The sequence below is a fragment of the Leuconostoc citreum genome (assembly GCF_004354555.1).
GTDB classification, from domain to species: Bacteria; Bacillota; Bacilli; order Lactobacillales; family Lactobacillaceae; genus Leuconostoc; species Leuconostoc citreum.
Genome location: NZ_PUFH01000005.1, coordinates 701896 through 715153 on the forward strand (window position 1 = coordinate 701896; position 13258 = coordinate 715153).

The following is a 13258-nucleotide window of genomic DNA, read 5'->3' on the forward strand; positions in this document are numbered from 1 at the left end:
TTGTATAGAGCCCATTGTACAGATAAAAAAGCGATGACGCAAAAGCAAATGAACGTTACACCACAAAATGATTAAAAGAAGTAAGGTAAATCAGAGGCGATTGTCGGGTAAGCATAAATATGATTGGTTACGTCTTGATAATTTGCTTTTTGGTTAATTGCTGATGTGAGATAGTTAATTAATTCATCAGCATGTGTGCCAATTACAGTCGCACCAACAATAACCCCAGCATCATCAAGGATTATTTTAGCATGAACAACTGGTTCGCCCATACGATAATAGCTAAACCAATTTGTCATATCTAAACTGTGACTAGTAAGATTTGGCTGGTTTTCAGCTTGTTCAAGCGTTACACCAACTTGAGCTAACTTAGGTGTGCCATAGACAACAACTGGTATGGCAGGATAATTAATTGGTGATTGCTGAGCGTTAACAATTACCTTAGCTACATAACGCCCTTCGTAAGCACCTACAGGCGTAAGCTTTGCAACACCAGAGTTAGCGACATCTCCAACAGCATAAATATGAGGATTGGTTGTTCTGAGATACTGATTTACTCTCACGCCAGAATGCTCATACATCACACCCGCGTGATTTAAGGCTAACGTATCTGCATTACTGAGTCTACCGACAGCACTGATAACTTTTCCGACTTTTATACCACTATTCTGGTTGCTATGAACAACAAAATCATGATTGTCTTGACTGATGGCACTAACTTGCATATTGTAGTGAATAATTACCCCGCGTTTTTCGAGTGCATTGACTAAGCGCTTGACAAGTTCTTCGTTGAATTGCTTCAAAGGTCTTTGATTGTGCACAATCAAATGTACCTCGGCACCTGCGCCTGCTGCTATGGCCGCAAATTCAAATGCAATATAGCCCCCACCAATAATGGCAATGGCCTTTGGCATTGTGGCTAGGCTCAAAAATGCTTCAGAATCAATCGCCAAATCAGCACCCGGTACAGTCAATTTTGCTGGCCGTTGACCAACGGCAATAACCCAGTCGGTCGCCTTGATAGTAGTATCTGTTGCCCCAATTTTAACTGTATTATGATTCACAAATTGCGCTTGACCAAAAGCATGATCAATCTCATTTGTTGCTAAAGAAGCCAATGTGCTTTCTGATACTTTTGATGTAAATTGAGTTTTATGCGCCATTAATGCCGACCAATCAATTGCGTTGTGTCCTTTAACACCCTTATCGGCTAAGAAAGTAACACTTTCTTTGGCTTCCACAGCAGCCAGTAGTAATTTTTTAGGATCGCAACCATAGTTTGGACATGTTCCACCCCAAAGATATTTTTCGATGACAACAACTGACTTACCTGCTTTTTTTAAATCTTGCGCGGCTGCTAAACCAGCTGGCCCAGAACCAATAATACCTACATCATATTTTTTAATAGTCATCATCTTACCCCGTCACTTTCATTCCTGATAAAACGCAAGGTACTATCACATTTTACTTATACACATATTCTAACAAAGTCTGGACAAAATGCTCCAAACTTACTTGATCTTCTAGGGTAAAGCGATTCAGCTCAGGCGAGTCAATGTCTAAAACACCAAGGCGTTTACCATCTCTCGTTATGATTGGCACCACAATCTCTGACTTAGATTCAGGATCACAAACAATATGACCTGAAAAACTATGAACATCTGAAACGATAATCGTTTTCTGAGCAGAAAAAGCTTTGCCTACAACCCCTGACTCTGGCGAAATAAGTGCCACGGCTGGTTTACCCAAAAACGGTCCCACAACTAATTTATCGGATTCTTCATCATAAAGATAGAAACCAACCCAATTTAACTGCTTCATATTTTGAAATAGAATTGCAGCTGCATTTGAATAATTAGCGAGTTGATAATTTTGACTTACTTCACCTTGAATCCAGGTCTCTAATAGTTGTGAAATCAAAGGTACTCTATTTTGTTCTTCTAACATTGTAATTCACCTCAACAGTTATCTATTATTATCAAAAAAATGAAAAAGCATCCCTGCATAAAAAATTTACGCAGGGACGCTTAGCGTGGTACCACCCATGTTCATAACCACAAAACTGGTTATCTTAAGACGCAAATTTTTAGCCTAACAATCTAAAAATTTACCTCAGAAAGATAACGGTTTCTACCGGATCACTAGCTTTCACCAGGTTACATGTTACATGAGTTCATCTTCACACAAACAACTTGACTGTTTTCACCAAACACAGCTCTCTTAGCAACTCACTCGTGCAACGCTTCTCAACATTTATTTGATTAACTTGAGCTTTAGTATACACTAACGTTTAGTAAGTGTCAAACAACCTTTTTAGGTTGTTTGATGCGTTACAATATAGTCAACAGTTTGTTGCAAGGTAACAAGGCTTTCAGCATCTTCATCAGAAATACTGACATTAAACATGTCTTCGACTTCTAACACTAATTCCACAAAATCAATTGAATCAGCATCAATATCTGTTAAAAAATTCAAGTCCGGGGTAATTGCATCTCGGTTAACATTAAATCGTTGCGCAATTTCGTCTGCCATCATATTATAAATAGCGTCTTTTTCCATAGCCATTATGTGATCTCCAATATCATTCAATCATTAACTCCAAAATAGTATACCACATATTTAAGCGTTTATTTGCGCATTAAGCGCTTCCTTACCGGCTTGTAATTCTTCTGTATGTGTATCAATATAATTTTGAATATCACTGACCAAATGCTGATCAATCATTGTCTTAATTTGTCCCATTGTATTCGCAACTGCTGTCGCTTTAGCCGAACCATGCGTCTTAACCACTGGCGCCTTAACGCCTAATATAACAGCGCCGCCAGCCTCATTATAGTCTAATTTCTTTTGAATCGATTTGAAAGCTGGCTTTAGCAACGCACCGCCCATTTTACCGCGCGTACCTGAATCCATAATTGCTGCTTTGATTTGCTTAAGCATCATCAAAGCAGTGCCTTCGGTTGCCTTCAAAGCAGCATTACCAGAAAAACCATCAGCCACAACAACGTCAGCAGTGCCTTCCAATAATTCACGTGCTTCAATATTGCCTAAAAAGTTAAACGATGGCGCATTTTTCATTAATTGATGCGCTACTTTATGCACTTCATCGCCTTTATCTTCTTCTGCACCATTATTAAGCAACCGAACTGTGGGTGATTGGATGCCTAACACATGAGAAGCGTAAAAACTGCCTAAAATACCATATTGATATAAGTGTGCTGGTTTACTATCTGCGTTAGCACCCAAATCCATGAAGACGAACTGATCGTGTTCACCTTCAAAGCTAGGTAGCGCCGTTGCCAATGCAGGTCGATCTACACCTTTAATACGTCCTACCAAAAAGATGGCACTTGATAGTAACGCACCTGTATTACCTGCACTAAATAATGCATCAGCGTGCCCTTCTTTAACAGCAAGCGCAGCGCGTACCATCGAAGAATCTTTTTTACGGCGCATAGCCTTAACTGGTTCGTCACCCATTTCGATCACTTCAGTGGTGGGTATGAGTTCAATACGTTCCCAATTAGTCACGAGTGGTTTCACTTCAGAGGCGGTCCCATAGAGTTGAAAATCAATATCATCGTAACGATCACGTGCTATTTCAATCCCTTTAACGATTTCAAGTGGTGCAAAATCACCACCCATCGCATCTACTGCTATTTTCATATATTTAAAATCTACTAGCTACTATTACTCGAGCTAGAGATATCCTCCAAATTATTAATCTGTTCTCTATTCTATCATTTATTCCGTTACAACGTCGACTATTCACACTATTTCGCTTGATGATGCTTACGTGTTAAGAAAAATACAATCGACATAATAATCAAGAAGCCCAAGCCTATAAACAAAGGTATCCTTGTTGCAGGATTGACAACCATATAAGCCAAAGTCACCAGTAACATGATTATCGCAAAATAATTTGTAAATGGTGCTAGTGGCATCTTAAACGGATGATCAGCCATATGATGTTTATTATCATGTCTGAATTTAATTTGACACCATAAAATGACAAACCACGGAATCATACCAGGCAATGTACTAGCAGAATAGACTAATACGAAAATACTTGAACTACCATGCCAAAATAACGGCAATAAAGCATTAAGTATAATACCAATTAGAATTCCACCCGACATGGCCAAAACCGGTAAAGTCGGCACACGATGCTTTGATAATTTCAAAAATTTTGGTGACAATTCTTTATTCAGAGCTAATGTGTATAACATACGGCTAGAACTAAAGATCCCCGAATTTAGAGCTGACATAGCAGCCGTCAACATGACGAAATTAATAATACCAGCTGCTGCTGTAATCCCTACGCGTGAGAACGTTTCTACAAAGGGTGAACCAAGCTGATCCAACTTATTCCATGGATAAATCGTCACAATAACAAAAATTGCCCCAATATAAAATATCAAGATACGAGCAACAATTGATCGAATTGCTGCAACAATCGCATGTTTAGGATTTTCAGTTTCTCCGGCGGTAATACCAATAATTTCAATACCTTGATAGGACGTCATCACAATCGATAAAGCGAACATGAAGCCATTAAAACCACCAGCAAAGAATGGTCCATGTGACCATAAGTTTGAAAAGCCAATGGGATGCCAACCATTACCAAAGCCAAGTAGAATAACCATTAAGCCCAAAATGATCATTAAGATAATTGTGACCACCTTAATCATTGAGAACCATGACTCCATGTTACCGTAAGCTTTAACCGTTGTCATATTAGCTAATGTCAAGGTCCCCAAAACAACAATCCCAGTAACCCAATTAGGCACACCTGGGAACCAATAGTTGAGATATAGACCAACCGCAATTGTTTCTGACACACCAACGGTCAACCACTGGAAGACATTTGACCACACAGTCAAGTATCCGGCTAATGGATGAATGTATTTTGTAGCATAATTGGCAAAAGAACCAACCGTTGGATCAACGTATAACATTTCTCCCAATGCACGCATGACGAGATAAAGCACAACGCCAGCTAAAGCATAGGCTAAAACAACAGAAACCCCTGTCCACTTAATTGTTGAGGAAGACCCCATAAATAAACCAACACCAATCGTTCCGCCTAAGGCGATCATCTGCATTTGATTGGATGACAAATCTCTATTTAAGCCACCATTATTTTTTCCTGCCATACGTACTCCCTTGCCATATTCATTCAAATAAAAACCAATGTGTTAAATGCCAGCGTCAAAAAAAAGCGCCCCTAGAACATATTATGATGTTCTAGGGGCGCTTTTGCGCGGTACCAACCCAATTTTGGACATTCTGGAACGCCCATCTTACGATAATTAGGTTAACGACCAATTACACCGACATTGCTTTCAGTACATAACCTAATCACAATATGCTTCAACGGTAGTTTTTCGTCAGCTACTTTCACCACTTTCAGCAACCGTGGTGTCTCTTTAAAAGTAAACATAACTAATCGTCCGTCTCAACGCTTGTAACAATAATACTATGGTTTTTGTATTTTTGCAAATACTTTTTTCATTACAATAAAAAAGCAAGTAACTTTGAAGTTACTTGCTTTTTATGGAATATCCCAAAGGTCTCCTGATAGTTATATCAGTGCTCCCTCTCGGACTCGAACCGAGGACCTTGGGATTAAAAATCCCCTACTCTAACCAACTGAGTTAAAGGAGCAAACATGCCTTAGCACATTTATATATATTACAGAGTTTCATGAAAAAAAGCAACCCTTTTTCAAAAATTTTTTAATTATCTTTTTAATAGTTCCTCAAAGTGCTGATACACCAACTATTACAGCAAATAAAAAACACCACTTTCATGGTGTTTTTTATGGTTTACTTTTCAATGTCGCCATCACTTAAATCATCTAAATCATTGGTTCCAGTTAATTCTGTTAGATTATCGTCGATTGTTTCGTCGTCACCAACAGCAATTTCTTCTTCTTCGTCGTCTTCAACCTCGACTTCAGAATCATCAACATCAACATCTGTTTCTTCTTCGGTAACTTCACCGAAATCTTCATCTTCAGGATCATCATCGTTATAGTCAATAACGTCATCGTCAGCCGCTGAGTCTGCAAACACATTAACTTTTTTAGCGGCCTTTTTACGCTTTGGTGCGTCGTCATCATCATCGATTTCATGAATAGATTCATCAATTGCATCAACAGGATACCAAGCACGCAAGCCCCATTCATTATTACCTAATGAGATAAATGAACCATCTGTATTTAAATCCGTATAAAATTGCGAGAGGCGTGACTGGAACGTCTCTGCATCAACTGCCAAAAAGTCTTGAATTTCTTCAACTAATGAGCTAAATGGCATAACCGTCTTATGTTCTGATAAAATTGCAGTTGCAATTTCAACCAATGCTAATTCTTCTTTTGGGTGATTGCCTAATTGTGTGAGTGCCATAGTGCACGTCCTTTCGAGTTTCTAACTAATTAAGTTTACTAGATTTATCAGCAAATTGCAACTGAATATCATACTCACCAACAATTGTATCATGTGCATACAACTGATAACTCAATGCGAGAGTCCCTTGTGTTTGCGTCAAGTCAACATCTACAGTCATCATTTTGGTGTCAGTCATTAATTGCATCTGGCCAGCTGGTGTCTGATAATAAGCTGGTAACCGTTGTGCCAATGCAAATGTTAATTTGGTGGTACTGTCACCAACACGATGCAACCTTACAGCATCTTTTTCAAATTTAAATAGGACTTGCGTAGGTGACTGATCGGCTATGATCTCCGTATAGCGCAAAAAAATAGCGTGTTGCTTAATTAGTAACTCGCCACCGATATTAAATTCAAACGTTTCTGTGTCATCATTTTGCTTTACGGTTGTTTTCAAGCGAATCATGACAATTTTTTTTTCAGTATCTGGCATTCTGTCCTCAATATTAGTAAATCAATTATTTTTTCGTACTATAACCATATGTTATTTTATTATTTCTTTGTAAAAATTAGCACGAATACAACTTTTATTATTATTTTGTTTAACAATCTATTATAATATAATAAAGACTAAAAGGGCAGCTTATGTTATCAGAAAAATTATTAAATGAAAAAGTGCTTCGTGATCCTATTCACAACTTTGTTCATATCCAAGACCGCGTCATATTAGATCTCATTAATACCACAGAATTTCAGCGCTTACGACGTGTGCAACAACTTGGCATTACCGGTAGTGTTTTTCATGGCGCTGAACATTCACGGTTTGGTCATTCGGTTGGTGCTTATGAAATTGCAAGACGTATCACAGAACATTTTGAGCAATACTACGCTTCAAAAGAAGCTAATGACGGTCTTTGGCAAGCAGATGAACGATTACTAACGTTATCTGCCGCTTTGTTACATGACATTGGTCACGGTGCTTTTTCTCATACATTTGAACATTTATTTAACACTGATCACGAAGCTATGACACGCGCCATTATTACCGGCGACACAGAAATCAATCAAATACTATCACAAGTCTCACCTGATTTTCCAAATAAAGTGGCTAGTGTCATCGCCAAAACCTACCCCAATCCGCAAGTTGTCCAACTGATTTCTAGTCAATTAGACGTTGATCGCATGGATTACCTATTGCGCGATGCTTACTTCACTGGCACAAAATATGGCGAATTCGATATTGACCGCATATTGCGTACAATGAAGCCAACAGTAACTGGCATAGCGTTTGATATTGCTGGCATGCACGCGGTTGAAGATTACGTTGTCAGTCGTTACCAAATGTATTTACAAGTTTATTTCCATCCAGTTTCTCGCGGTATGGAAGTACTGTTAGAGCATTTATTGCACCGTGCGCGAGAACTCTACCTAAATGCGCATGACAGCGAACGTGATTTTGTTGGGCCACTACTACAGCCACTATTTAGTGGAGAATCTTTATCAGTAGCAGATTATCTGAAATTAGACGATCATGTCTTTATGACTTACATTAATATGTGGCGAAACCATCCAGATGCTATTTTGTCTGATCTTTCTCGTCGTTTCTTAGATCGTAAACCACTAAAATCAATCGTTATTGACGACAACACAGCCCCATTATTAGAGGACCTAGAAAAACTTGTTGCCTACGCTGGTTATAATCCTGCTTATTACACTGCCCGCAATGATGCGTATGATTTACCATATGATGACTATAAGCCCAATGTGGCAAAACCTCGTACCCAAATTGACTTTCTTCTTGGTGATGGGACGCATCGTGAACTATCTGAATTATCACCTCTAGTTGCCGCAATTAAAGGTCAAGTCTCTTTTGATAAGCGTTTCTTTTTTCCAAAAGATATGCTCAATATTGAACCTGATGAGCTATTCGCTGATACATTCAAAACTTTTAGGAGTTATATTCATAACAATGCCTTGACAACACCTAATCCGGAAAGTTAATCATCAATATCATTATAAAAACACATGAAATCATTCATGTGTTTTTATTTTGTGAGTGAGAGAAATACCTCAACCTTGCCATGATCCTCAACTTTTACAAAGCCTAAACTTGGGGCATTAACATTAAAATCTTTAAAAGTCACAGGTATGCTACTAGCCAATTGTACGCGTTGGTTGTGATAGCCTGTTTTAATCGGTATCGTCAGTGTTTTTTTCACGCCATGTATCATCATCGTGCCGGTCACATTATAAGTGGCAGCCCCTTTATCCAATTTCACTGGCTGACTTAATACGAAAGTCGCATCCGGATATTTTGACGTTTCTAACGCTTTAGTTCGAAAATAGTCATCACGTTTCGAAGCATCAGTCTTAATATCAGCTACTTTTAAGTTAATTGTGGCAGATTCCAGTGTCTTATTCTTAACGACAATATTTCCCGATACTTTTTTCGTTCTACCAGTCACTGTGACATTTGTGCCATTTAATACTTCATTGACACGATAACCCGCATAGCTACCATCCCCAACATGCCATTCGCCAGCTAGATCAGCGACTTTTACTGTATCCTGATTATCAGAAATTTTACTTTCAGGTGATTTATCTGCCTTTTTAACAAAATAATCACGATAAATTTTTGGTCCAATAACTGCCCCAATACCGCCTATCACAACGACAAGGATTATAACCACTAAAAGTTTATTTTTCATAGGCCACTCCTATTCATTTTTAGACCTGTTCTTCTCTTAATCATACTATATTATGACCAGACTGGCAGTTTTTTTGCTTACAAATAATCAGTGTTGTAGATAAAAAAGACGATTACTTTGCTTGTCAACAAAGTAATCGTCTTTCCTAAGGTTAAATATATTATTTGTGTAGTGTTCCTAATTTTTTAAAGTCGGGAATAGTCAGCATAAATACTAAACTAATGACATACATTGCAGCTAAACTCATTAATACTGCAGATACGCTATAATGATCCATAATCCAACCAATGACAACAGATGAGAAAGCGCCAATAGCACGGCCTGATCCCATTAGAGTATTAGCAGCGGTCGCTCTAATTTCAGAGGGATAAAGCCGACTGATAACTGCCCCAAAACCACCATACATACCATTAGAGAAGAACCCAACAACTGCTCCCAAAATGGTTAATGTCCACATATTATAAGCAAATGTAAACGCGTAGATCATGAGTGCTGAAGCAATCAAAAAGATGGTAAACGCAATTCGAGGACCGATCTTATCTAAAATAGTCCCAAATGTTAGCATGCCAATAGCCATACCAATAATAATCGGAATCATGCCTAGGTTAACATAGCCTGCCGTCACGGTAGCTGTAATTCCCAGTTGCTTACGCATAATTGTTGGTAACCAATTCATCAAGCCATAGTAACCTGCTGTTTGAATGGTTAGCATGATAATAAGTACAAATGATGTGTAAGCACGTTTTGGTGTGTTAGCAATATAAGCAAAACTGAATTTCTTTTTTCCTGACTGATAATCAGATTTTAATTGCTCAAATTCTGGTGTTTCCTTCATATGCCGACGTACAATATAAACAACAATTAAAGGCAAGAAACCTATCATGAATAAGCCTCGCCAGCCAAATGCTGGCATAATCATTGTCGCCAATATGGCGGCCAATATAGCTCCAACCTGACCACCTATGGCAGTAATAGAACTAATACGTCCGACTTTATTGGCTTTAAAACTTTCGGCAATTAATGCCATACTCACACCGTACTCACCGCCTGTTCCCATACCAAGTAGGAAACGTGAGGCATAGATTGTATGCGCATTATCTAAGAAAGCAAGTATGACAGTTGCAAATGTCACTAATATAATAGTATAAGATAGCACACGGACACGACCAATGCGATCAGCCAATATACCAAATAAAACACTACCAATAAGTGCGCCCCAGTTTGACATGGCAGCAATAATACCACCCTGTGCACCACTAATATGTAATTCAGCAATCATGGGTGCCAACGCAAATGATAAGAATGTTGCATCCATATGGTCGAGTGTAAATCCAAGCGTTGTTGATCCAAGTACTACTTTTTGATCTGGCGTCATTTTATTAGAGACTGCCTCATCGGCATTACTACTGAACTGACTGATAGACATTTAATTTTTCCTCCAAAATGGTTGTTCACTGGCAACCGTTATTTTGTCTGATAATCATTAAACCATAAAATCAAACGTTAAGCAATCAAACGTTTAACATAAATAATAACCAAAACCTAAAGACCAATCATCTGTAAAAGTATATTAATTCTCCATTAAAAAACAGACCGCTAGCAGTCTGTTTTTTAATTAAATATTGTCGCGAATAGCATCTATAACTTGTTTTTTCTCATTTTCAACTAACGTCACACGCGTTTCAATCACACGTCTATCCATTGTAATTTCACGTGTTAATGCTGGTTGCGATAACTTTGGTGTAAAGAAATTATTAAACTCATCAAGTCTTTCAGGTGTTTTCAATATATTAGCAATGACAGTAATAAACGAAGTAAACTCCATGTCACCACCAACCGTTGCCTCCAACCAAGACCATTCTTTTCTTATCCAGTCCCAAGCCAACCGTTCACCACGGGAATTATTTAATAGACCAGCAAACCAACCACGCAAATCTTGCGGCTTGATCACATCGGCATTTTTAAACTCCTTTATTATTTTTCTAATCATGTCGTGATCCTGTGTACTTGTCAGCGCTAAACGTAAATCTTGCTTATAACTGGCATCAGTTGCAGCCACATAATGAGACAAAAGTTGGTCAATCAACTGCGTCTTACCGTAGTTTGTTACTTCATTTAACAAAACAAAAGCCCTTGTGTCAGCCGTTAAAGCCATTAAATCTTCCTGATTAGCCATAAAAATTTCATGTGCTTGTGCAATGGCTACTTTATTATCTGCATACAATGCTGCTGACAATATATATGGTCGCGTTAACTGGTCAGCCACTGGTTCATTAGGTATAGTGGGTGCCCAGCCTAATCGTTCAAACTGGTCCTGACTTAGTTGATGATAAAGCTGCTTTAAATTTTTCTCCGTATCACTATCCGGTGCCACAAACTGCTTTAAACCACTAGCTAAACGATACAAAGCATTATTGACGATATCTGAATGACTATCGCCAAACTTCTTTAATAATGGCACAACTTTCGCATAAGACATTTGGTTTGCTTCCGATAACAATCGCCAATCCTGCAATAACTGTAACTGACTAATCGCGTCGAGCTGATTATCATACGCTAAAATGTCTTTTAATAATGTCTCATCGTAAGAAACAACAACGTGCGCGTTATTGCCAATATTTAAGCGGAAAGGCACACCTGCTGCTTGTCGTAATGACTGGTAGTCACCAACATTAATAGATGGTTCCGATAATAATGTTGGTATATCAGCATAATTGCTAGTTAAAGGGACTTGCCATAAGCGCGATTCCGATTGTCCATCCCCAATAAAGAACTGTTTTTGTGATAACTTTAGTTGTCCATCAATGACTTCAGCAGTGATGACAGGATAACCTGGTTGCTCCAGCCAAGAGCCCATAATGGCTGAAACATCTTGTCCTGAAGCCTCTCCTAAGGCTCGCCAAAGGTCTGCCCCCGTTGCATTACCATACTGATGTGCAGCAAAGTATGCCTTCAATCCCTGCCGTAATGCTTCATCGCCAATTAACGCACGTACCATGACCAACATACGCGCGCCTTTAGCATAAACTATGGCCGGATCAAATAACGCATCAATTTCATCTGGATGATTAACCTGAACATGAACAGGTTGTACTCCGTCTGTCGCATCACGCCTTAAAGCCGCTGGCACGTCAGATGATTGGAAAGTTTCCCAAATATGCCAGTCAGGCGCCAGAGCATCAATCGCAACATATTCCATCATATTAGCAAAACTTTCATTTAGCCATAAATCGTCCCACCATTTCATGGTTACCAGATCACCAAACCACTGGTGTGCCAATTCATGCGCTATAACAGTTGCTACGACTTGTTTCGTAGGTAAAGCTGTATTATCAGGATCAAGTAACAAATAGGCCTCACGATAGGTGACTAAACCCCAGTTTTCCATGGCGCCTGCAGAAAAATCAGGCAAAGCTAATTGATTCGACTGAGGCAATGGATATGGCGTATGATAAAACGTCTCAAAAAACTCAATTGATCGTTTCGCAATATCAAGCGCAAAATTGAGATTTTTAACCGGATGTGCTTTTGTAGCATACACACCTACTTTAACGCCACTTGCTGTTGTTGTTTCTAAATGCTGTAATTCACCAAATGCAAAAGCGACAAGATAAGTTGACATGCGAACGGTTGTATCAAAATAATGAACCCCGTTATCAACCCGTTTCTCCGGCATGTTAGCCAAAACTGTTTCACCAGGCTGCTCATCAAATTTTAGTGCTAAGTCGAATGTGGCTTTTGCCTCGGGTTCATCAATACTTGGAAACGCCTGACGAGCAAAATTGGTCTCAAATTGCGTCCCAATAATCTGCTGTTTACGCCCATTGATGTCATAATATGATGGATAAATACCCATCATAGTATCTGTTAGTGTCGCATGATAAATAATATCAATCTTTACGGTCCCTGTTTTTGGTAAAACAAGATGTAGGGCGTCCTGCGCAGAGTCAATTTTATAGGTGATTGTTTGACCATCTACCTTCACTGCTGTAATGACTAAATTCTTTTGATGAAGTGCTATTTCCGGCACTGTGGCATTGCCCAAGATGGTTGTTTGCCCATTAAACTGTTTATTCTGTCGATCAATATCTAGATAAATATCATAATGTTGCGGTTGGAAATTATTGTAAAATCGTGTGAATTCTGCCATGTTTTCTC

Annotated in this window: 11 protein-coding genes and 1 tRNA gene; 1 reads left to right on the forward strand and 11 read right to left on the reverse strand. The window is 38.8% G+C overall.

The window, feature by feature from the left end; translation table 11 throughout:
• Positions 1-71: 71 nt before the first annotated feature.
• The 8 genes from C5L21_RS07785 to C5L21_RS07820 all read right to left on the reverse strand — a co-directional run bounded on the left by C5L21_RS07785 (position 72) and on the right by C5L21_RS07820 (position 6885).
• The gene (locus C5L21_RS07785) at positions 72-1415 is read right to left on the reverse strand and encodes a dihydrolipoyl dehydrogenase family protein (RefSeq protein ID WP_223245998.1); all 1344 of its coding nucleotides are present in this window, start codon (positions 1413-1415) and stop codon (positions 72-74) included.
• A gap of 49 nt (positions 1416-1464) precedes the next feature.
• On the reverse strand, positions 1465-1947 hold the full coding sequence (locus C5L21_RS07790) for a GAF domain-containing protein (protein WP_004903187.1): 483 nt from the start codon (positions 1945-1947) through the stop codon (positions 1465-1467).
• Positions 1948-2313: 366 nt separating this feature from the next.
• A complete protein-coding gene (locus tag C5L21_RS07795; RefSeq protein WP_004903188.1) occupies positions 2314-2565 on the reverse strand; it encodes an acyl carrier protein in 252 nt (83 codons plus the stop codon).
• A 54-nt stretch (positions 2566-2619) separates the two neighbouring features.
• On the reverse strand, positions 2620-3666 hold the full coding sequence (plsX, locus tag C5L21_RS07800; RefSeq protein WP_004903191.1) for a phosphate acyltransferase PlsX: 1047 nt from the start codon (positions 3664-3666) through the stop codon (positions 2620-2622).
• A 107-nt stretch (positions 3667-3773) separates the two neighbouring features.
• Positions 3774-5156, reverse strand: coding sequence for an amino acid permease (locus C5L21_RS07805; protein WP_004903194.1), 1383 nt, complete (start codon positions 5154-5156; stop codon positions 3774-3776).
• 437 nt (positions 5157-5593) lie between these two features.
• A tRNA-Lys gene (locus C5L21_RS07810) sits at positions 5594-5667 on the reverse strand.
• 161 nt (positions 5668-5828) lie between these two features.
• Positions 5829-6410: a DNA-directed RNA polymerase subunit delta gene (gene rpoE / locus C5L21_RS07815; protein ID WP_004903195.1), complete on the reverse strand. Its 582-nt coding sequence runs from the start codon at positions 6408-6410 to the stop codon at positions 5829-5831.
• A 25-nt stretch (positions 6411-6435) separates the two neighbouring features.
• Positions 6436-6885: a YwiB family protein gene (locus tag C5L21_RS07820; protein ID WP_012305070.1), complete on the reverse strand. Its 450-nt coding sequence runs from the start codon at positions 6883-6885 to the stop codon at positions 6436-6438.
• Between the two features lie 152 nt (positions 6886-7037).
• Here C5L21_RS07820 and C5L21_RS07825 point away from each other — a divergent pair, with 152 nt between their 5' ends.
• Entirely contained in the window at positions 7038-8393 is a 1356-nt protein-coding gene (locus C5L21_RS07825; RefSeq protein WP_004909086.1) for an HD domain-containing protein, read from the forward strand.
• A gap of 44 nt (positions 8394-8437) precedes the next feature.
• Here C5L21_RS07825 and C5L21_RS07830 read toward each other — a convergent pair whose 3' ends face one another.
• The 3 genes from C5L21_RS07830 to C5L21_RS07840 form a co-directional block, all read right to left on the reverse strand.
• Positions 8438-9100 (reverse strand): YceI family protein, encoded by a 663-nt coding sequence (locus C5L21_RS07830; RefSeq protein WP_133286234.1) that lies wholly within the window; start codon positions 9098-9100, stop codon positions 8438-8440.
• A gap of 160 nt (positions 9101-9260) precedes the next feature.
• Positions 9261-10526: an MFS transporter gene (locus C5L21_RS07835; RefSeq protein ID WP_004909090.1), complete on the reverse strand. Its 1266-nt coding sequence runs from the start codon at positions 10524-10526 to the stop codon at positions 9261-9263.
• A 189-nt stretch (positions 10527-10715) separates the two neighbouring features.
• A complete protein-coding gene (locus tag C5L21_RS07840) occupies positions 10716-13250 on the reverse strand; it encodes a M1 family metallopeptidase (RefSeq protein WP_085698765.1) in 2535 nt (844 codons plus the stop codon).
• Positions 13251-13258 lie beyond the last annotated feature (8 nt).